At 37.0% G+C, this 23406-nt stretch carries 19 protein-coding genes; 17 read left to right on the top strand and 2 right to left on the bottom strand.

The annotated features are described in order from the left end of the window. Positions 1-93 precede the first annotated feature (93 nt). The 16 genes from IGK70_RS05540 (at position 94) to IGK70_RS05615 (ending at position 20173) form a co-directional block, all read left to right on the top strand. Positions 94-984: a helix-turn-helix domain-containing protein gene (locus tag IGK70_RS05540; protein ID WP_002382193.1), complete on the top strand. Its 891-nt coding sequence runs from the start codon at positions 94-96 to the stop codon at positions 982-984. Positions 985-1203: 219 nt separating this feature from the next. Beyond that, on the top strand, positions 1204-2139 hold the full coding sequence (locus tag IGK70_RS05545) for an FAD:protein FMN transferase (RefSeq protein ID WP_310575285.1): 936 nt from the start codon (positions 1204-1206) through the stop codon (positions 2137-2139). A 26-nt stretch (positions 2140-2165) separates the two neighbouring features. Beyond that, entirely contained in the window at positions 2166-2774 is a 609-nt protein-coding gene (locus IGK70_RS05550; RefSeq protein ID WP_104855669.1) for an NADPH-dependent FMN reductase, read from the top strand. 18 nt (positions 2775-2792) lie between these two features. Beyond that, on the top strand, positions 2793-4049 hold the full coding sequence (locus IGK70_RS05555; protein WP_104855668.1) for an NADPH-dependent oxidoreductase: 1257 nt from the start codon (positions 2793-2795) through the stop codon (positions 4047-4049). Positions 4050-4460: 411 nt separating this feature from the next. After that, a complete protein-coding gene (locus IGK70_RS05560) occupies positions 4461-5951 on the top strand; it encodes a helix-turn-helix domain-containing protein (protein ID WP_104855667.1) in 1491 nt (496 codons plus the stop codon). Beyond that, the gene (locus IGK70_RS05565) at positions 5902-6576 is read left to right on the top strand and encodes a hypothetical protein (RefSeq protein WP_162783034.1); all 675 of its coding nucleotides are present in this window, start codon (positions 5902-5904) and stop codon (positions 6574-6576) included. Before IGK70_RS05560 ends, IGK70_RS05565 begins: the two co-directional genes overlap by 50 nt. A 257-nt stretch (positions 6577-6833) precedes the next feature. After that, entirely contained in the window at positions 6834-7724 is an 891-nt protein-coding gene (locus tag IGK70_RS05570) for a metallophosphoesterase (protein ID WP_002382198.1), read from the top strand. Between the two features lie 291 nt (positions 7725-8015). Then, positions 8016-8927, top strand: a complete 912-nt coding sequence (locus IGK70_RS05575; RefSeq protein ID WP_002382199.1) for an ABC transporter permease — start codon at positions 8016-8018, stop codon at positions 8925-8927. Between the two features lie 14 nt (positions 8928-8941). Beyond that, positions 8942-9823 carry a carbohydrate ABC transporter permease gene (locus IGK70_RS05580; protein ID WP_104855665.1) on the top strand — a complete coding sequence of 294 codons (882 nt, stop codon included), beginning with the start codon at positions 8942-8944 and terminating at the stop codon, positions 9821-9823. A gap of 17 nt (positions 9824-9840) precedes the next feature. Continuing rightward, positions 9841-11439 (top strand): ABC transporter substrate-binding protein, encoded by a 1599-nt coding sequence (locus tag IGK70_RS05585; protein ID WP_002357899.1) that lies wholly within the window; start codon positions 9841-9843, stop codon positions 11437-11439. A gap of 56 nt (positions 11440-11495) precedes the next feature. Beyond that, a complete protein-coding gene (locus tag IGK70_RS05590) occupies positions 11496-12089 on the top strand; it encodes a DUF624 domain-containing protein (RefSeq protein WP_002357898.1) in 594 nt (197 codons plus the stop codon). Further along, a complete protein-coding gene (locus IGK70_RS05595; RefSeq protein ID WP_104855664.1) occupies positions 12082-12999 on the top strand; it encodes an acetylxylan esterase in 918 nt (305 codons plus the stop codon). Before IGK70_RS05590 ends, IGK70_RS05595 begins: the two co-directional genes overlap by 8 nt. Further along, positions 12980-13744: an endonuclease/exonuclease/phosphatase family protein gene (locus tag IGK70_RS05600; protein WP_010822724.1), complete on the top strand. Its 765-nt coding sequence runs from the start codon at positions 12980-12982 to the stop codon at positions 13742-13744. The genes IGK70_RS05595 and IGK70_RS05600 overlap by 20 nt, the downstream gene beginning before the upstream one ends. Positions 13745-13748: 4 nt before the next feature. Further along, the gene (locus tag IGK70_RS05605) at positions 13749-15899 is read left to right on the top strand and encodes a glycoside hydrolase family 3 N-terminal domain-containing protein (RefSeq protein WP_104874236.1); all 2151 of its coding nucleotides are present in this window, start codon (positions 13749-13751) and stop codon (positions 15897-15899) included. A gap of 17 nt (positions 15900-15916) precedes the next feature. Then, complete coding sequence (locus tag IGK70_RS05610; protein ID WP_104874235.1) at positions 15917-19192, top strand: GH36-type glycosyl hydrolase domain-containing protein; 3276 nt, start codon at positions 15917-15919, stop codon at positions 19190-19192. Between the two features lie 15 nt (positions 19193-19207). Next, a complete protein-coding gene (locus IGK70_RS05615; RefSeq protein WP_002357893.1) occupies positions 19208-20173 on the top strand; it encodes a LacI family DNA-binding transcriptional regulator in 966 nt (321 codons plus the stop codon). Positions 20174-20205: 32 nt separating this feature from the next. On the opposite strand, the gene IGK70_RS05620 is transcribed toward IGK70_RS05615, so the two are convergent. Beyond that, positions 20206-20736, bottom strand: coding sequence for a DUF5067 domain-containing protein (locus IGK70_RS05620; RefSeq protein ID WP_002395822.1), 531 nt, complete (start codon positions 20734-20736; stop codon positions 20206-20208). A 270-nt stretch (positions 20737-21006) separates the two neighbouring features. Further along, positions 21007-21720: a GntR family transcriptional regulator gene (locus IGK70_RS05625; protein WP_002366529.1), complete on the bottom strand. Its 714-nt coding sequence runs from the start codon at positions 21718-21720 to the stop codon at positions 21007-21009. A 242-nt stretch (positions 21721-21962) separates the two neighbouring features. Here IGK70_RS05625 and IGK70_RS05630 point away from each other — a divergent pair, with 242 nt between their 5' ends. Next, the gene (locus IGK70_RS05630) at positions 21963-23396 is read left to right on the top strand and encodes a glycoside hydrolase family 1 protein (protein WP_002366531.1); all 1434 of its coding nucleotides are present in this window, start codon (positions 21963-21965) and stop codon (positions 23394-23396) included. The last annotated feature ends 10 nt before the right edge of the window (positions 23397-23406 follow it).

Consider the following 23406-nt stretch of genomic DNA (forward strand, 5'->3'; position numbering starts at 1 on the left):
TGAAAGAGTTGTCTGTGTTCTTTTTTGTTATAAACATTTTTCTTTTTCTATATATATTTTTAAGGTAAGTTGTATTATAGTAAGTTTGAGAAGATGAGAATGAGAGGAAAAGCAATGAATATACAACGGTTTATAGAAAAACGCAAAGCACGTGGTTTGTCGCAAAGTGAATTAGCTAAAGGGATTTGTACGCAAGTTACGGTTAGTCGCTTTGAAAAGAATGGTCAAGTCCCAACTTTAAAAATATTGATCCAACTATGTAATCGTTTAGAGCTACCTTTGGGGGAACTCTTCCCGCGCGTAGGGATTAAACAACCTGAAATTCTTGAAAAAATGGAAGAAGCAGAATTCTTCTTGATTACCAGCGAACATGACCAATTGCAAACAATTTTAAAAAATATTCCTTTTGATGAAATCAAAGATTCCCAACTGTTATTAGAATATTATTATTTACAAGGCTTTGTCATGATTTTTCAAAATGCTTCGTTGATGGATTGCTTATTTACCTTTGAAAAACTTCTGTTTGAAGAGCAAAAATACACGAGCGATATTTACCGTTTGTTAGCTTTTACTGGAATTGGCATGGCCTATGCCAAAGAAGGCGAAATTGAGAAAGCAGAATTTTATTTCAATAAGGTCTTCAAGGAAATTTATCTTTATACTATTCAATCAATGGAAGATACTTGGCGAGTATTAAATGTTGTCTTTCACTGTGGTGTTTTTTATGCAGAAAAAGGCGATTTAGAAACAAGTGATGCTTTGTTAGAGTATGCGATTTCCATCTGTTCTGATAATCACGTCACGTATTACTTGGCAAGAGCAGCTTTCCAACTTGCGAAAAATGCCTTAGCTGAAGAAAAGCCGCAAGAGCAAATTTTAGAACTACTACAAGATGCCCGAGCGTATGCAAAAATCAATAAAAACCGCATCTTGTTGGAAGCAATTCAAACATTGAAAGAAACAATTTTATCTAAGAATAATTAGTTTATATAGAAAATTATATATTTATTTTCAAAATATAATAAAAAAAGCGTTTTTTAAAAGAGTTCAAGACACGTTACGACCTTAAATGAAAATTTTAAGGTCGTTATTTTATATAAAAAAATATATAAACGACTTGACTGGCATCAAATAAAGGCGTATGATTCATTTGTGAATAAATGTGAAATAAAACACAATCTTTCGTGGAGAGGAAGTCTTGAGGTGCAACAAAGTCAAACTATTTATTTGATGGGCACAGTAATAGATGTATTTGTAGACCATGAAGAACCTGAAAAAATTCTAGAAGAAGTGCATCAACGATTGATCACTTATGAACAACGTTTTAGTGCAAATGATTCAACTTCGGAACTGATGGCTGTCAATCAACAAGCTGGGCAAAAACCAGTTAGCGTTCATCCAGAGTTGTATCAATTAATTGCATTAGGGAAAAAACATAGTTGTGATCCAGCTAGTCATTTGAATGTTACCATTGGCCCGTTAGTTCAAACGTGGCGAATCGGTTTTAAAGACGCCCGTGTCCCGTCAGAAAAGGAGATTAAAGCCTGTTTGAAAAAAATTAATCCAGAAAAGATTCACTTAAATCCATTAAAACAAACGGTTTTTTTGGAAGAAGAAGGAATGAAATTAGATCTGGGGGCTTTAGCAAAAGGCTATATCGCTGATTTACTAATTGCCTATTTGAAAGAAGTCCATGTGACGTCTGCTTTGATTAATCTGGGCGGCAATATTGTGACGTTGGGGCCCTCTACGCATCAAAACAAAAAATGGCGAATTGGTATTCGCAATCCGCAAGAATCAAGAGAAACAATCAGCTTACTTGTCGAAGTGGCTAATCAATCGGTTGTGACGTCGGGCATTTATGAAAGAAGTTTAACCGAAGCTGGGCGAGTCTATCACCATCTGTTGGATCCGACAACCGGTTACCCATTGGAAACTGAAATGGCCAGCATCACAATTATCTCGGATGCTTCAGTGGATGGTGAGATTTGGACAACGCGTTTATTTGGTTATCCAATTCCAGTAGCGCTTGAAATTCTCAATCAACTAGATGGGATTGAAGGAGTCATCATTACACAAGACCAGCAAATTTTATATAGCAGTGGGTTAGCAGATACTCTTCACATTATCCATTCATAGAACCGAAAAAGAAAGGACAGCTCATTATGAAAAAAATTATCGGCTTAGTAGGAACGAACTCAGAGCAATCAACCAATCGTCAACTTTTGCAATTTATGCAACACTATTTTGCGCAGGAGGCTGACATTGAACTAGTTGAAATTGTTGACTTTCCTATGTTTAACAAGCCAGAAGACAAAGTTTTGCCAGAAATAGTTAAAACGGTTGCTGAAAAAATTGAAGCAGCAAATGGCGTCATTATCAGTACGCCTGAATATGACCATGCGGTGCCGGCTTCTTTGATGAATGCCCTAAGTTGGTTATCTTACGGGATTTTTCCGTTTGTTGATAAACCAGTTATGATTACTGGTGCATCCTATGGCACGTTAGGTTCCTCTAGAGCACAAGCGCATCTGCGTCAAATTTTAGATGCTCCTGAATTGAAAGCACGAATTATGCCAAGCTCTGAATTTCTATTAGCGCATTCCTTACAAGCTTTTGATGAAAACAATGCGTTAAAAGATTCAGAACAAATAGATAAACTAGCTGGTTTGTTTGCAGATTTTTGTGTATTTATTGAAATTACAGAACAGCTGAAACATGCGCATGCGCAAAATAAAAAAGAAGCAGAAAATTTCTCATGGGAAACGATTTAACGAAATGGAGTGAATAAAATGAAATTAATTGGGATTGTCGGATCAAACGCTGATTCTTCTTATAATCGGTTACTACTGCAATATATTGGCAAAGAGTTTTATAAAATGTTCGACTTGGAAATTTTAGAAATTAAAGATATTCCAATGTTTAATCAAAGTAAGGATCAAACGAACAGTGTCTTGATTCAGAATATGAATCGCAAAATTTTACAAGCAGACGGCGTAATTATTGCGACGCCCGAACATAACCATACCATTCCTGCCGGTTTGAAAAGTGTGTTAGAATGGTTATCTTTCAAAATTCATCCGCTGGAAAACAAACCAGTAATGATTGTTGGATGCTCTTATTATGATCAAGGAACCTCGCGTGCGCAATTACATCTCCGTCAAATTCTTGATGCACCTGGTGTCAATGCAATCGTGATGCCTGGGAACGAGTTTTTATTAGGGAAAGCTAAAGAAGCATTTGATGAAAACGGCAACTTAATTGCGGAGGGAACACGTCAATTTTTAGAAAGCACATTACAAAAATTCGTGGAATTCATTGATGTGATTTCAAAATTAGAAGGGGCTAAGCCAAAAGACTTACCTGAAGATTTACATGCAAAAGGAACCATTGAAACAACGATCGAAGGGGTTGATATGGCAGCAGATGATTGGGTAGAACAAGCAGCAGAAGCGGTTCAGGCTGTTGAAGGCGACACATACGTAAAATTAGATCGAGGCATTTTAACCGTTGATCAGCTAAATTATTTCTTAAAATCAATGCCAATGGAATTGACTTACGCAGACAGTAACAATCAATTTTTATATTACAATAAAAAAATGGCTGCTGAAGAAATGTTTGCTAAACGGCAACCAGGACAAGTTGGTAATCCATTAGCGAATTGCCATCCGCCAAAAGCATTGAAAAATGTAGAATGGGTGATTCAACAATTACGGTCAGGAAAAACAGATGCTATTCGCGTTCATGTTCCAATGCACGGACCAGATACCTATGTAGTGCATAATTATCAAGCGATGTATGATGATAATGGAAATTACGCGGGAATTAATGAGTATATTTTAGACTTTAAACCAATTGTTAATTGGTATTTAAAACAAACTGGGCAAGAATTAGTCGGTGGAAAAAACGTCGATGCAGTCAGTGGTGCCTCCAAAAAAGAAGCGCCAGAAACGGCAGATAGTGTCTCAAGTGCATCAGTCCATGAAGAAGAGTCAGCGACCGAAAAGCCAACAGTTGACAGCGTTTCTAGCGCTTCAATTAAAGAGTAAAATAACAGTAAAAAATAGCGGCAACAAGTAGTCATACTGTATTCAGATTAGCAATGCCAAATGAGGACTTTTATTGACAGAAGCTGATACTTAAAAGAGTAAGAACTTTATAGGAAGATAGTATAGAAGACGAACCAAAAGTTTCAATCATTTTTGACGAATAGGCTAGAAAAGAAACAGAAAATTAGTCAAACAAATCAGCTTTTCTTTAAATTTAAAGTAAAAAAATAACAAAAAAAGCCTCCTTGGTGACGCAAGGGGGCTTTTTTTGGTTAAAATAATACTTTTCTATGAAGATTCCTAAATATTGAAAGAATCATTTTTAAATTTGTGGAAAAAATAAGCAAGATTGACACTCACGTCTTGTTAAAAAAATAGATACTTAAGGCGTGATAGTTTGGAGTTGAAAATGTGACTACTTTGTTAGATGAATTATTAGACCAAGAATTCCGAGATAAATTACTTATTTATCAAACTTTTATGAATAGTGAAGGTCCATTATTAAAAGAAGAATTTTATGGATATTTTGATTTATCCACTCAAAAGTTAGAATCGTTGTGCCGTCAAATAAATTATGAATGTACACAGATTTCTTCAAGGAGTCAAATTCTTTTTCCAGCTAAAGGACTGATTAGTGCGCAAAAATTATCGCAAATTGATTATCAAGCCTTAAGAAAATATTATTTTGATCAATCACTAATGGCCAAGTTGCTTCTTGATGTGGGCCTCTATCAAAAGCACACGATTCAAGAATTTTCTCAAATTCATTTTATGAGCAAAAGCAAAATTTATGCCTTCTCGTATAAACTAAATCTGATTTTAGCTAATTGGCGTATTAAATTAAAGTCAACAGGCTTGGTTGGAGAAGAGAAAAATATCCGAAGTTTTTGTTTTCAATGCTTGTATTATTTTTATGGAAGTAATCAAGAAAGGCTGCCTAACATTTTGCTGGAAAATAGTCCTGGCATTAAGCGATTTATAAACGATTTACAACTGATGTATCAAAGAACGTTTAGTCTTAATCAAAGCGCACAACTATTTATTCTTTTAACGATCCAACGTTTTCGTGTGTTTTCTGATCATGTAGTGGACTCTTTTACGGAAGTTCATGTGCCTAGCTGTTTACAGCATGCGTTTGAAAAAATCTATACAAGCGAAACCCCTCTTTTTAAAGAGGATTTTGGCAAAGAGACTTCATATATTTTTCTTTTTTTAAGTTTAAATGAATACATTGATAGTCCGATTGTTTTTCCAGATAAGTTAACCATGTTAGACGAATTTATTGATCATATGAATAGTGTTATTCCTTTCTTTGAAAAGCGAATTACGGTGGAAACAAAAGAAAAATTAAAGTTGATTTGTTATCGCTGGGACCGCCTATACTTTTCAGTGGCTGCATTTATTCCCGCCAAGCAGAGCAGTTTCTTTGAAGAGCGGTTTCCTCAAATTCATCGCGCCTTAGATGGTTTTATACAAAAGACAGAGTCGCTGCATCAAAAACGATTTTTAATGTATGAACGCGTGCATCTATACTATGATTTTATGTTTTGTTTGTTAAATGATCGGTCTTTTTGCGCAATTGAAAAAACGATTCATGTATTTGTTGATTTTTCTGGTGGGGAGGATTATAACCGCTTTATTGCAAAAATTATTGCTTCTTTCAATTATATGGATGTCATGATTGATCACAAATTAACCTTAGAAACCGATTTGTATTTGTCCGATTTTTATAGTTCGAAAGTACGGTGTCGTCAATTGACATGGCGTCATTTGCCGGAAACAAAAGATTGGCAAGTATTTGCTGAGGTGGTCAGAGAACTAAGAAAGGGAGAGACTCAGAAAAATGAGCACTATGAGAGAGAACCAATCGAGATGTGGCGAGAACAAGAATACGAAGGATAGTCAATTGAGACAAGCAGGTAACTATAAAGATTTAACTGGTCAAAAGTTTGGTGAGTTGACAGTAGTAGCACCAACGACAAAAAGAAAAGAAGGGCTAATTGTTTGGGCCTGTCGCTGTTCTTGTGGGAGCTATGCAGAAGCTTCAAGAAGACAACTAATTCGTGGGTATCGAACCAAATGTGCGCACCATCGCTATCAAACAATGTTAAAAAAAAACTATCATGAATTAGTCGTGGTACGGATCGAAAGTATTCAACAGACAATGAAAGCGTATTGTCTGTGTTCGTGCGGACAAGCTTGCTGGGTTCGCTGTGAAAATTTGTTGAATGGCCATACCAAAAGCTGCGGTCATCGTAAAAAGAAGGATTACCGACAAAGAGTTGCTGGTGTAATTCCAGGGAAGTTGCAAAGTAAACGCCCCAAAAATAATAGCAGCGGACACAAAGGAGTGAGCCAGACCGCTTCTGGGAAATGGCTGGCTTATATCTCTTTGAAAGGCAAGCGTCATAACTTAGGTATCTTTACGAAAAAAAGTGAAGCAATTTTAGCAAGAAAATTAGCAGAACGTCGTCTATTTCAACCAATTTTACAACAAGAAATAGTGACTACAAATAAGGAAGTTTAGCAACAGAGAGGATGCGAAAGATGTTAGCAGGCTTATTTTCAGTAACTGGAATGATTTTATTGGGGATTTTATTTTGCTTAATTGGTTATCAAACGTTTCGAAAACATCATCATTAAGAGAAGAATGTTCTAGCTAGATAATTTCATCGACAGATGAAATTATCTAGCTTTTTTTATAAAAAAGCTAAGAAAAGGATAAGAGATTGTGGAAATTCTTTAGGTTGTTTAACAAAGCCTTAATTTCCTTTGTTTTAGATTGTGGTTAAGAAGATTTTTCTCTATACTAAGTCTTCGGAAATCAAAGAAAAGAAAGGAGCGAGTGATGTGGTTAAAAAAATTGGTTTAAGTATAATGCTCTTATTTTTTTTCTTAATTATCGCACTCCCAATCTATGCGTGGAAGATTGAGCCGAATTTAGTTCACGTTAATCAGGTGACTTTGGGAAAGAAAAATCAACGAGAACCATTGAATGTTGTGCAACTTTCGGATATACAAGTTTCAGAATTTTATGAGACGAAGCGGTTAGATAAAGTCATAAAAAAAGTCAATCGTGAAAAACCAGATATTATCGTTTTTACAGGTGATTTATTTGACAATTATGCCAAAAATCCGCAACAAAAAGAACCGATGATTGAAAAATTAAAACAGTTGCAAGCGACAATTGGAAAATATGCAGTTTGGGGAAATCATGATTATGGTGGCGGTGCTTCTGGGGTGTATGATGAAGTCATGGAGGCCAGTGGCTTTACCGTTATGAAAAACCAAGGAGAAACAGTAACCCTAGCAGATGGACGCCGTCTTTTTATTGGTGGTTTAGATGACTCGTTATTAGGAAATCCTTCCGTTTCAGAAACATTATCCTATCGAGAAACGTATGACTATGCGTTATTAATGACCCATGAACCAGATGTCGCGGATGCATTTATTGGTACGGGTACACAGTTAGTTTTAGCAGGACATAGCCATGGCGGACAAATTTGGATTCCTTTTTATCCAATCACAAATGTTTTAGCAGAAAAGTATACCAGAGGATTGTATCAGTTGGACCAAGAAACGCAACTATATGTTAATACAGGCTTAGGAACGACCGCCATTCATGCCCGTTTTGGAGTGATCCCTGAAATTACACATTTTACTATCTATATTTAAAAAGTCTGGTCGGATTGACCAGACTTTTTTCTGTTATTTAACAGAATTATTTTTAAGAAAAAGATGTTCATATTTTGGTGAAACGTTTCTGTAAAATGCTTTAAAATATCTAGAAAAGAGTATTTTTATGGAAAAAGAAGCAGGGAAAATAATTTCTTTATAAATGGTCTATAGCGCTTTTTAATGCTGTTATTTTTAAATAAAACCATAATGTAAGGGTTTACAACTGTTTGAAGTGAATGTATAATCTGTTTGTAGAAACGTTTCACTAAAAAGAAAGGAACCCTGCTTATGAAAAAACTAAAAAAGTTTTATGATCAGCGGCAATTGCATTGGATGGTACTTCCGGGTGTAGCATTCATGATTGTCTTTAACTACATTCCAATTTATGGAATTATCATTGCTTTTAAAAATTATACGATTGTTGATACGGTTTCTTCTGCACCATGGGTTGGACTTGAAAATTTTCGAATCATTATGGAAGATAGTTTTTTTTGGGAAGCAGTTCGTAATACCTTAGCGATTAGTTTAATGAAACTTTTTTTAGGATTCGCTATTCCGATTATCTTAGCAGTAATGATTTTTGAAATGAGAGATGGACATTTAAAAAAAGTGATTCAGACGATTTCTTATATTCCGCACTTTTTTTCTTGGATCGTTTTAGGCGGGATGTTGATTTCGTGGCTTTCAACAAATGGCTTTATCAACCAAGTCATGATGTCGTTAGGCTTAATGAATCAGGGCGTCAATCATTTGTTAGATCCTGATAAGTATTGGTGGATTGCTGTTCTTTCTGATTTGTGGAAAGAAGTAGGTTGGGGCACGATTCTCTATCTTGCTGGCATGTCTCGCATTGATCCAACGTTTTATGAAGCGGCGAGAATTGATGGTGCTTCAAAATTAACACAAATCCGAACGATTACTTTGCCCTTATTAGCGCCGATTATTTCGTTGAACTTAATTCTAAATGTTAGCGGTTTATTGGGATCGAACTTAGATCAAACGTTGGTTTTAATGAATGCTCAAAACCAAAACAAATCAGAAGTAATTAATTCATTTGTTTATCGTATGGGGCTAACGCAAGGGGACTTTTCTTATGCGACGGCAGTTGGTTTAGGTATTTCCGTTATTTCAATTGTTTTATTAGTCATTACAGATCGCATTACTAGAAAAATGAACAATGGTCGGTCGGTTATTTTATAAAGGAGGCAACAGCTGTGATTAAAAGAAAATCAAAAGAAAACAAATGGTTTTACTTTTTCAATACGTTAATTCTTGTGTTGTTTTCTTTATTAATTATCGTACCAATTTGGAATATTTTAGTTTCCTCAGTTTCGTCAAGTTCGGGTTTAGCTGGTAAAGGCTTGGTTTTATGGCCGAAAGGATTTACGCTAGAAAATTATCGGAAAGTTTTTTCGGATAGTAGCATTCCGCGAGCGTTTTTGATTTCTGTTTTAAAAACAGTTATTGGTGCGTCGACGCATACACTGTTCTGTGCAATTGTCGCCTATGGACTTAGTAAAACTAGACTAGTCGGGCGTAACATTTATACAACGATGGGTGTTATTACAATGTACTTTGGTGGGGGCATGATTCCCACGTATCTTTTGATTAAGTCATTAGGACTCTTAGATACCTTCTGGGTATATATCATTCCAGCTTTATTTAGCTATTATGATGTAGTTATCTTAATGAACTTTTTCCGAGAAATTCCACCATCTTTAGAAGAATCCGCCAAAATAGACGGCGCCAGTGAATTTCAAATTTTTTATAAAATCTTTTTACCTTTAACAAAACCGGCATTAGCCACCATTATTTTATTTAATGGGGTTGGTCAATGGAATGACTTTATGACCACGAAATTATACATTACCAAAGAATATCTGTATCCATTGCAGATGAAAATTTATGAAATTATTGTTCAATCAAACTTGAGTACCATGACAGAGAGCGGCAGTACAGATATGGTGGTGCAGGCAACGACACGTGGTGTTCAGCTGGCAACAATTGTCATTACAACGATACCAATTTTAATCATTTATCCATTACTACAAAAACACTTTATCGGCGGTATGATGGCCGGTGCAGTAAAAGAATAAAGAAAGTAGGGAACAATATGAAAAAAGTTTTAGGCGGTTTATTGGTGGCAACGGCGGTCGTTAGTTTAGCGGCATGTAGCGGTGGGGAAAAGAAAGCTAGCTCAGATGTCTCAATTAAGGATCGGTATGAATTAGATGAAAAGACGCCTGCTTGGAAGTTAGATAAGAAGAAAGAACCGACCAAGATTAAATGGTATATTAACTCAGATTGGACGGCATTGCCTTTTGGAAAAGATGTGACCACTGCGCAGATTAAAAAAGATTTAAATGTGGATATTGAATTTATTTCCGGCGATGATTCAAAATTAAATGCCATGATTTCAAGTGGAGATATGCCTGATATCGTGACATTAACTGAAAAAACTGGACAAGCAGCATTGAAAGCAGATTCTTGGGCCTATTCTTTAAACGATTTAGCTAAAAAATATGACCCCTATTTAATGAAAGTTGTTAACCAAGATACGTTTAAATGGTATGCCTTAGAGGATGGAAAAACATATGGTTACCCTAATTACTCTAATACAAAAGCGGATTATGAAAGTGGAAATATCCCAGTAAATGATAATTTTGTTATTCGTGAAGATGTCTATAATGCATTAGGCAAGCCAGACGTTTCAACACCAGAAAATTTTGAAAAAGTCATGCAACAGATTAAAGAAAAATATCCTGAGATGACCCCAATGGGCTTCACCACAGTGGGCGATGGTGCAGGACCATTTTTAGACAAATTACAAGACTTCTTAGGTGTTCCTTTAGAGGATAAAAATGGTAAATACTATGATCGAAATTTAGATAAAGAATATTTAGAATGGTTAAAAACATTTAATGATGTTTACCGAGCAGGCAATATTAGTGATGATAGCTTCACAGATGATGGGGCGACGTTTGATGAAAAAGTGAAACAAGGAAATTATGCAACCATGCTCGTTGCTGGAACCAGTGGTCAAGGTGGGAACTTTACAGAATTTATGAAAAAATCTGGCACACGTTATATAGCCATTGATGGACCAAGTAGCACTTCTGGCCGAAAACCAACATTAAATCAAACCGGCATTTCAGGTTGGTTAAGTAATTACATTACGAAAGATGCGAAAGATCCAGCGAAAGTCACTCAACTATTCACATATTTAATTGATGAACCGGGACAAATTTTAACAAAATATGGCGTTGAAGGAGTAACTTATGCGTACAATGATCAAGGGAAAATTGATTATTTACCAGAAGTGAAAAAATTAGAACAAACAGACAATGATGCCTACAACAAAAAATATGGCATTAGTCGTTTCCTATACTTTAACAATGACCGTGTTAATAAACTAAAAGTGCCAATGGAAAGTGCCTTAACGCAAATGCAAGAATGGGGCAAAGGAAAATTAGTCCCACATTTTGTAATTGAAAATATTAATCCAGATGCAGGAACACCGGAAGCTCGGGCGAATGAAGCGATTGAAACCAAACTAAATACAACCGTTATTTCAATGATTCGTGCGAAAGATGATAAAGCCTTTGACAAATCTTTAGAAGACTACAAAGCATTCTTAAAATCAAATAAATGGGATGCAATTGAAAAAATAAAATCTGAGAAAATGGCAGAAAACAGAGACAAACTTAAGTAAGAGAGGAGGAGAGAAAAGCGGATAAAGCAACGAGAAATCCGCTTTTCTCTTTTAATATGAATAAGCTATTTGCATATGAAGGTTGGTATTATCGGATTTTTTCTTTTATTGCCAACTTGATCATTATTAATTTTCTCTTTTTAATTACCTGTATAACAGGCATCTTTAGCGGTGTCGGCTTAATTGCGTTGTATCGAACGATCTATCGTTTGTATCGTGAAAAAGATATTCCTGTTTTGCGAACGTTTTGGACAGCGTTAAAAAATAATATCATGCGAGGTTTTATTTTAACAGGTGTCTTGTTCGTTGCTTTTTTACTGGGCGGTATTGTCGTAACAAGTTTATTTAAAATAGCCACTAGTTTAGGTTTCTTAGCTATTTTTCTATTAAGTTTTGTTGCATTATTTTTGACGAGTTTTCTTTTTCTCTTTTCCGTTTTTAATTGGTCCGTTAAAAAGACACTAGGTGAGACGGTTTATGTGGTCTTAAGTAATAGTGCCAATGCGATTATTTTGTTTATTTTACCTCTTTTAACGTTTGTTTTTTTCTATAAGCTTAATTTGTTTTTATATATTGCGTTAGGATTCGGGACAACGGCTTTTCTTCAAGTTGCGTTTTTTCAGAAAGTGTTAGGTGTGGAACATGAATGAGTATTTTGAGTTTTGGGAAAAGACTAAGGAAGAACTTCAAAAAATACCGCTAGATATACATCGGCGGGTCATTGACTATCCATTGGAGAATGTTCAAGTGGAACAGGTCGACTTTTTAAGTTTCCTAGGTGAGCGCATCTTTGGCTATTTGTTACTTCCTAAAACGGCGGGAAAACAGCCAATAGTGATTGACTGTTTAGGCTATATGAATCATATTCAAGAACCTTGGCAATTTGCTCATTGGACACAAATTGGTTGTGCTTGTTTTGTCATTGATAATCGAGGTCAAGGGGGATTAACCAGAGATCGCGTGCCATATCAAACAATTTGGCATGAAGCACCAATGGGACGAGGATTTCTAGACAAAGAAGATTGGTACCAACGCCGCTTGTTTGCCGACCATTTACGTAGCGTAGAAGTGGTGCGGACCTTTACTGAAATTAATCAGGACCAAATCATTCTTCGTGGTGGTTCCCAAGGGGGTGGCGTAGTGTTAATGGTGAACAGTTTAGTCGACTTCCCGATTTTAGCTACTTTTGCAGATGTTCCAAGTCATTCTTGTTTAGAAAATCGAGTAGCAGAAGGAACGGGTTCGTATCAAATTATTCATCAGTACTTACAAGAGCATCCTCAAGCGCATGAAAAAATTGCCGCGGTTCTTCCTTATTTTGATAGTCGTCACTTTGTTTCGCAAATTAAAAATCCAGTCTTTGCTTCTGTTGGGAGTCACGATCCGATATGTCCAATGAAAGATTTTTTCCCTTCTTATCATCAGATAAAGGCAAGAAAAGCAGTCAGAGTGTATTGGAAAAAAGGCCATGGTGGCGGTGAAACAACCCAGATCCGTCGTGAGATGCGTCAAATTCAACAACTATTGCAGGAGGTTAAAAATGAAAATAGCTACGTATAATGTCCGGGTAGATACAGAGTATGACCAAGATTGGCAATGGTCTTTTCGTAAAGAGGCTGTTTGTCAGTTAATCAATTTTCATGATTGGAGCCTTTGTTGTATTCAAGAAGTACGACCGAATCAAGTCAGGGATTTAAAGGCGTATACAACATTCACCTGTCTTTCTGCGGAAAGAGAAGGGGATGGTCAAGGAGAAGGACTAGCGATTCTCTATAACGAACAAAAAGTTCAGGCTATTGATACAGGGTATTTTTGGTTATCTGAAACACCTCAGCAGCCAAGTATCCATCCTGAAGCTGGCTGTCCAAGAATTGCTTTGTGGGGACTATTTAAGGAAACGACTCAAAATACGCCTTTTTTAGTCATCAATGTTCATTTGGATCATATTTCAGCTCATGCTCGTTTAGCAGGAATGACCGTTATCTTAGAGGAGTTACATGACAAAATTGCACAGTATCCAACTTTATTAATGGGCGATTTTAATGCAGAGTCGGAGGAAGCAGTTCATCAACTTGTTCAAAAAAAATTTCAAGATAGCAAAAATTTAGCTACTCATTATGGCCCAAGAGGAACATTTCAAAATTTTACTTACACAAAACCTTGGGCGGAATTAGAAGAAATTGATTATATTTATGTAAAAGGTTGGCAAGTACAGCAAACCGCAAGTTTAACAGATAGTATCGATGGACGTTTTCCCTCCGACCATTTTCCTTTAGAAGCAGAAGTATGTATTGAAGAAAGGTGAGAGTATGAAAGAAAATCAACTGATTCAATTAGTCGAAGAAATGACAATTGATGAGAAAATTAATCAATTATTACAATTAGCAGCAGCGTTTTATTCAGATAAAGCAGAAGAAAAGACCGGCCCTATGTCAGAGCTAGGACTAAGTCAAGAAACGATTGATACGGCGGGGACAACACTGGGTGTTTCCGGTGCAAATGAAGCGAAACGTGTTCAAAAAGAATATATGCAAAATCATCGCTTAAATATTCCAACACTTTTAATGGCGGATATTATTCATGGTTTCAGAACCATCTTTCCGATTCCTTTGGCTTTAGGAAGCACTTGGGATGAAGCAGCAGTTGAAAAAATGGCGGAGATTTCAGCAAAAGAAGCTGCTGTTTCAGGATTACATGTAACCTTTTCGCCAATGGTTGATTTAGTGCGCGATCCACGTTGGGGACGTGTCATGGAGTCAACAGGTGAAGATCCATTACTCAACAGCCGCTTAGCTGCTGCAATGGTTAGAGGTTACCAAGGAGAAAATTTAAAAGAAGACAATTGGCGAGTAGCCGCGTGCGTGAAGCACTTTGCGGCATATGGTGGTGCCTTAGCTGGTCGGGATTATAATACGGTAGATATGTCTGAACGGCAGCTAAGAGAAATGTATTTACCTGGCTATAAAGCTGGATTAAATGCGGGTGCAAAACTTGTTATGACGTCCTTCAATACAGTGGATGGGATTCCTGCTACAGGCAACCAATGGCTGTTTAGAGACGTATTACGAAATGAATTTGGCTTTGAAGGAGTTGTGATTTCAGACTGGGGAGCGATTAAAGAATTAATTCCTCATGGCGTTGCCAAAGATGAAAAAGAGGCAGCAGAATTGGCTATCAAAGCTGGTGTAGATATTGAAATGATGACCACGTGTTATCCAGATTATTTAAAAGAATTACTTGAAGAAGGCCGGATTGCTGAAACACTTATTGATGAAGCAGTTATGCGAATTTTAAAACTAAAAAATGAGCTAGGCTTATTTGAAAATCCCTATCGTGGTGCGGATGAACAAGCGGAAGCAGAAGTGATTTTAAGCAAAGAGCATCGAGAAATAGCTAAAAAGATTGCTCAAAAATCAATGGTTCTTTTAAAAAATGAAAATATTTTGCCTTTTACACCGCAAGAAAAAATCGCGCTTGTCGGTCCAGGGGCCCAATCACAAGATATTTTAGGGGCTTGGTCATGGCAAGGAAAGAAAGAAGAAGCCATTTCCCTCGTGGCTGGTGCCCAAAAATTAACCACAAATCTTCTAGTTGCCCAAGAACACTTTGATTACTTTGAACCGACCGCGGCGGCCATTGAAGAGGCTTTAACGTTAGCTAGTCAAGCAGATAAAGTAGTAGTGGCACTAGGCGAAACAGATTGGATGAGTGGGGAAGCTGCCAGTCGCAGTGATATTCGTCTACCCGAAAAACAATTAGCAGTAGTGGCACAAATTATTGAGAAAAATCCCAATGTTGTTGTCACGGTCTACAGTGGCCGGCCCTTAGATTTACAAGGGATAGATGTTGCAAAAGGAATTGTGCAAGCTTGGCAACCTGGAACAGAAGGGGGCAATGCGCTAGCAGAAATTTTGTGGGGACAGTACAATCCAAGTGGTCGTTTAAGTATGTCGTTTCCAGAAACGGTTGGTCAAGTGCCAATTTTTTACAATGTCGACAATACTGGGCGTCCTTATGAGTCAGCACCAGAAGAAAAATATGTTTCTAAATATTTAGATGTCTCTAATTACGCTAAATATCCCTTTGGATTTGGCTTAAGTTATAGTCATTTCTCTTATCAACCAATTCAACTAAGTGCATTAACATTTACCAAAGAACAACCAGTCACGGTCTCTGTTTTAGTAAGAAATGACAGTCCAATCGCTGGAGAGGAAACCGTGCAATTTTATGTACGTGATTTGGTGGGACAAGTGGTTCGCCCAATTAAAGAGTTAAAAGATTTCCAAAAAGTTTGGCTGGAACCAAAGGAAGAAAAAGAAGTTCAGTTTCTTCTTTCAGAGGATATGGTGCGCTATGTTCATTCAGACAATCAGGTAACCAGTGATGCAGGTGAATTTATCGTAATGATTGGTGGAAATAGTCGCGATGTACAAACCGCAACAGTCACGTTAAATGAATAAGATGGGAAGGATAAGTTATGCAGATAAAGAAGCTTAAGCAAGCAGACACAGTCGCTACATTTCTAGAGACAGGTGATTTAAAAGAATTGAATAGCTGTGGCATGATGATTAATCAATTAGAAGGTAATCCTTTAGACGGCAGTATGAACCAACTCTATTTGCGGATAATTACAGGGGACACAATTAATTATCGACCAATGATTGGTTCCAACAGTCAAAGTGATTTTTATCTTTCAGATAATCAATTGACATGGCGGGGTGAATTTGAAGCGGTTCGTTACCAAGTTGACTTTCGTTTGGGGCCAAGCAATCAATGGTTCTGGCGGGTTAATGTCACTGGAACTGGCTTAGTAGATATTGTTTATGGTCAAGATATTGGCTTAGCGACAAAAGGAGCCGTTCAGTCAAATGAAGCGTATGTGTCGCAGTATCTTGATCATCACATTTGGCAAGAGGGCGAAGAGCTTGTTGTTTTATCAAGACAAAATCAACCGCAAAATGAGAAGTTTCCAGCCCTTATTCAAGGGAGTTTTCAAAAATTAGCAGGCTACTCAACGGACGGCTATCAATTTTTTGGACGTTCATTTAAACAAACGAACACACCAGAAGCATTGAGGAAAAGATATTTAGCAAATGAAGTCTATCAATATGAATTTGCTTACACCGCTTTACAAACGGAAGCCGTCCAATTAACGAATGAAAGTAAGGAATTTGTTTTTTATGGTGCGGTAACAGAAACACATCCGCAAGCATTAGCTGAACCTTTTTTATCGAAAGAAGACTTACAAGCTATTTATGAAACTGTGACATTCGATTCATTAGAAGAAACACAGGACTCTCCTCCGAAACTTTTAGGAGAACCTATCACAGGAAATCCATTAACAGAAGAAGAGTTGGCCGCACTTTATCCCCTTCAGACACAAATTGAAAAAGTAGCAGGTCAGACGTATTCCTTTTTCACGGAAAATTACCATCACGTTGTTCTTCAAGAAAAAGAAATTGCCATGGAAAGAGCGCATGGCCACATTTTATTAAGTGGTAAAGGCTTAACGGTTGATGAACCTTTGCTTAGTACGACAGTGTATATGTATGGCATTTTCAATTCACAAGTAGTTTTAGGAAATACGACCATGAACAAATTAATGAGTAATAGCCGAAACGCTTTAAATGTTATGAAACGCTCTGGTCAACGAATCTACATTTTAGAGAATGGCTTATGGCGCTTACTAACAATGCCTTCTGCTTTTGAAATGGGGTTGAACTCTGCTACGTGGTATTATAAGTTGCCAAAGGATACAATTCGTGTACGCACCTTCACTTCGCCTGATTCAAGAGTGATTCAATTGGAAGTGACCAGTCAAAAGGATGCATATATGTGGGCTGTTTCTAACCATTTGTTATTAGGACCGGAAGAAGTACCAACCTATCAATTAGAACAAGCTGGCAAAACACTTCGAGTGACGGGAAATCATTCTGCTACAGAAAATTATTACCCAGAACTAACCTATGCATTGACAGTTGATAAATCATTTCAAGTAACCGATAGCACATTATTTGGTGGAGCTGAAGCAGACTTATTAGTCTTGGCAATCGAAAAGACCCAAAAATTTTCACTACTTATTACGGGCAGTATAGAGGACCAAGTATTAGTCAATACACCATTAGATTTTGAAAAAGCAGAAAGTCAATATTTGGCATTCATTAATGGCTTGTTACATCATTTTGAGTTAACACACACAGACTCAAGTGTGCAGCAAATGAATCAATTAACTCGTTGGTATACTCATAATATGCTCGTTCATTATTTGTCGCCACATGGCTTAGAACAATATGGTGGAGCAGCTTGGGGCACACGTGATGTGTCGCAGGGACCGACAGAATTTTTCTTTGCGACGCAACAGCCTAAGATCGTGGCCTCCATTATTCAGCATCTATTTGAAAATCAATTTGAGGACGATGGCAACTGGCCGCAATGGTTTATGTTTGACCGATACGAAGAACAAAAAGCCAGTGAAAGCCATGGCGATATTATCGTCTGGCCATTGAAAGTAGTGACTGATTATTTGGAACAAACCGCAGATTATTCAATCTTAGCTACGGAAATCCCTTATACAAGTCGCAAAGATAATCACAAAACAAAAGAAACAGCATCTTTATTTGAACATTTGAAAAAAGAAATAAATTATATTGAACAACATTTTTTACCAGAAACTTTTCTATCCTGTTATGGTGACGGCGATTGGGATGACACGTTACAACCTTATGATAATCGTCTTAAAGAGCAAATGGCTAGTAGTTGGACCGTTGCCTTAACGTATCAAGTGTTGAAAAAATTTGCGGCTTTAATTACGGAAATCGATGCTACTTATAGTCAGCACTTAGCAATTTTAGTCGCAGGAATAAAGAACGATTTTCAAAAATATATGTTGGCGGATGAAACGATTCCAGGGTTTATTTATATGGAAACGCCAGAAACTTTTGAACAAATGATTCACCCAAATGACAAAAAAACAGGGATTCAATATCGATTATTGCCAATGACTCGTAGTATGTTAGCTGAATTATTAACACCGGAACAAGTAAGTCATCATTTAGAAATTATTGAAAAAGAATTAACGTTTCCTGATGGCGTGCGCTTAATGAACAAACCAGCGAACTATCGAGGCGGTGTGAGCACTAATTTTAAACGAGCAGAACAGGCGGCTAATTTTGGTCGCGAAATTGGTTTACAGTATGTTCATGCGCACATTCGCTATACAGAAGCGATGGCGAAAATTGGTCAGCGAGACAAAACCTGGCAAGCATTAATGCAAATCAATCCAGTTCAATTAAAAGAAGTGGTTCACAATGCAGAGTTACGTCAAGCCAATGCCTATTTTAGTAGTTCCGATGGCGATTTTAAAACAAGGTATGAATCACAAGAAAATTTTGGTAAACTAAAAGATGGAAGTATTGGGGTAAAAGGTGGTTGGCGAATTTATTCAAGCGGGCCGGGAATTTATTTAAATCAATTAATTACAGCTGTTTTAGGGATTCGGCAAAAGGCCCAAAGTGTAGTTTTTGATCCCATGTTACCAGAAAAATTGTCTGGTTTAACACTAACTTACCAATTGTTTGATAAACCTGTCACATATAAATTTTATCCAAATCAGTCAGCGAAAATAGTTATCGATGGTCAAGAGGTTCCGTTTAAGTTTGAAGAAAACCCTTATCGAGAAGGGGGAATGGAAGTTCAAAAAGACGAGGTGCTTTCATTATTAAATGAAGCAAGTGTTATTGAAATTTACCATTAGAAAGGAGAGTAGTCCATGGTAGGAATTAAAGATATTGCAAAAAAAGCAGGCGTATCAATCTCGACCGTTTCTTACGCATTGAATGGTAGTTCAAAGGTAACTGAAGAAACACGAACGCGCATCCAAGCAATTGCTGAAGAGCTAAACTATGTTCCTAACATGGCCGCTCGCACATTAAAACGTCGTCAAACCAATATTATTGGTGTCTATTTGGCCGATTATGGCGGTAGTTTTTATGGTGAATTGTTGGAGGGAATTAAGAAAGGCTTAGCACTGTTTGATTATGAGATGATTGTCTGTAGCGGTAAAAAGTCACATCTTTTCATTCCTGAAAAAATGGTGGATGGGGCAATTATTTTAGATTGGACATTTCCAACAAAAGAAATTGAAAAGTTTGCTGAACGTGGCCATTCGATCGTTGTCCTTGATCGAACCACTGAACATAGGAATATCCGGCAAGTTCTCTTGGATAATCGTGGCGGTGCCACGCAGGCAATTGAGCAATTTGTCAATGTGGGTTCAAAAAAAGTTCTTCTGCTTTCTGGACCAGAAAAAGGTTATGATAGCCAAGAACGATTGGCTGTTAGTACACGAGAATTAACTCGTTTTGGGATACCTTATGAAATTATCCAAGGCGATTTTACCGAACCTTCTGGCTATGCGGCTGCTAAAAAAATTTTGAGTCAACCACAGACAGAACCAGTCGATGTTTTTGCTTTTAATGATGAAATGGCGATCGGTGTCTATAAATATGTTGCAGAAACAAATTACCAAATGGGGAAAGACATTCGGATTATTGGTTTTGATAATTCTGAACTAGGTGCGTTTGTGCAACCGCGATTAGCAACAATTGCCTATTCTAAACATCGATGGGGCATGGTGGCTGCAGAGAAAATTATTCATTTAATGCGGGGAGAACTTGCTGAGAGCGAACACATTTACACACGTTTTATAGAAGGAGAATCTTTTCCATCTGAATAATAAATAAAAAGTTTGGTCCAATGCTAGCTAAGCTAGCGGACCAAACTTTTTTCTGTAATGGTAATTTCTTCTGATGCAATGGGTTCATCCAGACTGAGAAGGCGATCTCTAAATTTAAAATGGACCGGCTTGTTCTCATTAATAAATTCATACGGGTAAGCGCCTTGTATTGTTTCACCAGGATTGATTTCATCTGCTAAACGATCTAATTTGTCTTGGAAAGGTGAATCTGTTAAGACTGCATATTGTAAATTTTGGGCTTTTCCGTGGACAGTTTGACTAACTTCCATAAAACTTTGAATCATTAGCTGAATATTTTGTGTTTTTTCGGTTGTATTGGTTAATTCAAACAGGACATAAAACATTGGTTTGCCTTGATAATCTTTTCCTTTATGCAAGGCAGTTAAGGCTAAACGCCCATCTGGAACCAACAATGTTCGATTTTCATACGTCCCAATACTTGTCGCCAACACTTCATCAGGTGCGGGCGCACTTTGACTTGCTGGGTTGCCACTTACAGTTGAACAAGCACTTAATAAGGTACTTAGAACGAGTAAGCTCATTAAAATGTAGGGTTTCCTCATATAAAGTCCTCACTTTGGTTGATTGACTATGTAAAAAACAAATTGCTTGTATCTATATAAAAAAGAGTGCTACAAGCAATATTTTAATCGTAGTTCTAGTAAATAGCAATACTTTTATCAAAATTCATGTTTGGAAATATAATTTGAAAAATATTTTTAACTAGCAGAAAAACATTTCTAACAAAAAGTATTGGCTCAAAGTAAAGAGATCGTTTTGTTAGAAATGAGAAATGGCAACATAAAAGTTTTCTATTTTTCTGCAATTAAGACAGTTTCAAAAGTGAATTCACTAGGAATATGATTCGCAATTGAGTATTCAAAAATATGTCCATTGCCTAGGTAAGCAATTTGTTCTGCACGCATCAGGAAATCATTATCGGTTAAGTTTAAATATTTTTTTTCCAACGCAGAAGGACGGATCCCAGAAATGCTGACCCGCGCACTTTGAATTTTTTGATGCAATTGTTCCGAAATATATTGATAAATGGAGACTTTCAATTCTTTCATTGTCAAGTTCGGAATTAGGGCAACGGGCATCCAAGTATATTCAATAATTGAGGGCACATCTTCGATAATCCGTAAGCGAATAATTTTGTAGACTAACTCTTCTTCTGTAATACTTAATTTTTCAGTCACCCAAGGCTCAGGTACTTCTGTTGCAAAGCCTAAAACCACGGATTCAACTTTTCCATCGTAGGTTGAGTAAGTGCCGGTTAACGGAGAAAATTTAGTAATGGTTCGATTTTGAAAGTCTTGAACAAAGCTGCCCGAGCCACGTCGTCTGACAACATAACCTTCTTGCACAAGCAAATGTAAGGCTTTTGTAATGGTTAGTTCGCTGACTTGATATTTTTCTGCAAGAAGACGACCTTGGGGTAACTTTTGATTAATTGGATAAACACCTGCTTCAATATCCTGTTTTATAGCTGCATAAATTTCTTTATAACGTGTATTTGTCCGCATCAGAGTCCTCCTTTATCACCAGTATTTCTCTCATTATACCATGAATTTAACGTGTTAAAACTATATATTTATTTTTACCGTAACCACTTAATAATCAAGTGCTTAAATAAAAGTAGTTGACTTATTCTTTTTAAAACTATATAGTTTTAAAAGTAAACAGAAGAACTTATTGATCTGATTGGTACTTTTTGTGAAAACCTTTTACAATAAAAGGGCAGCACAGAAAAGAGGGAGGTATGACAATGGAACATCACCAACTAAAAGCATTTCCGCAAGATTTTTTATGGGGCTCTGCTTCGGCCGCTTATCAAGTAGAAGGTGCTTGGAATGAAGACGGCAAAGGCGCATCTGTTTGGGATGAATTTGTTCGGCTACCAGGAAAAACGTTCAAAGAGACAACTGGCGATTTAGCCGTCGATCATTATCATCGTTTCAAAGAAGATGTGGCTTTAATGAAACAACAAGGTTTAAAAGCATATCGTTTCTCGATTGCATGGACACGAATTTTACCTGAAGGGCGTGGTCAAGTAAATCAAGCGGGACTGAAATTTTATTCAGATTTAATTGATGAGTTATTAGCGGCAGGAATTGAACCAATGGTAACTTTGTATCATTGGGATTTGCCAGCTGTTTTGCAAAAAGAATATGGTGGCTGGGAATCAAGAAAAATTATTGATGATTTTGTGGCCTATGCGAAAATTTTATTTGACGCTTTCCGTGGCAAAGTTCGCTATTGGATTAGTTTAAATGAACAAAATGTGTTTACTTCGTTAGGTTATCAATTAGCCGTGCATCCTCCCGGCGTAACAGATAATAAACGGATGTATGAGGCCAATCATATTGCTAATTTAGCCAATGCAGCAGTGATTAATGCGTTTCATGAATTAGAAATGCCTGGCAAAATTGGCCCTAGCTTTGCTTATACGCCTGTTTATGCCGTTGATGCGCATCCTGCCAATGTTTTGGCGGCAGAAAATGCAGAAGATTTGTTGTCGCATTTTTGGTTAGATGTCTATCTTTGGGGAGAATACCCAATTGCCGCATTAAATTACTTACAGGAGCAAGGTGTGGCCCCAACGATAAAAGAGGGCGATTTAGCGTTACTACGTTCAGCCAAACCTGATTTTCTAGGTATTAATTATTATCGGACGGATACGGTTGCTGCTAATCCATTAGATGGCGTCGGAATAGGGAAGATGAATACAACGGGTGAAAAGGGTTCTGAAACGGAATCTGGGGTACCGGGTTTATTTAAAAAAGTAAATAATCCATATGTTGAACGGACGAACTGGGATTGGGCCATTGACCCGCAAGGTTTGAGAATTGCCTTACGACGATTAGCTAGTCGCTATCAAGTCCCTATTTTAATTACTGAAAATGGGTTAGGCGAATATGATACCTTAACAGAAGATAAACAAATTCATGATACGTATCGCATTGATTATTTACGAAGCCATATCCAAGCGATTCAAGAGGCGATTACGGATGGCGTTTCAGTTATTGGTTATTGTACATGGAGTTACACCGATTTACTGTCGTGGCTCAACGGCTATCAAAAGCGTTATGGTTTTGTCTATGTGGATCAAGATGAAACACAAAAAGGTTCCTTAGAAAGAATCCCGAAAGACAGTTATTATTGGTATCAAAAAGTCATTGAAACAAATGGACTTATCTAATTATAAGAAA

It is taken from the genome of Enterococcus sp. DIV0358 (assembly GCF_051713465.1).
GTDB lineage: Bacteria > Bacillota > Bacilli > Lactobacillales > Enterococcaceae > Enterococcus > Enterococcus faecalis.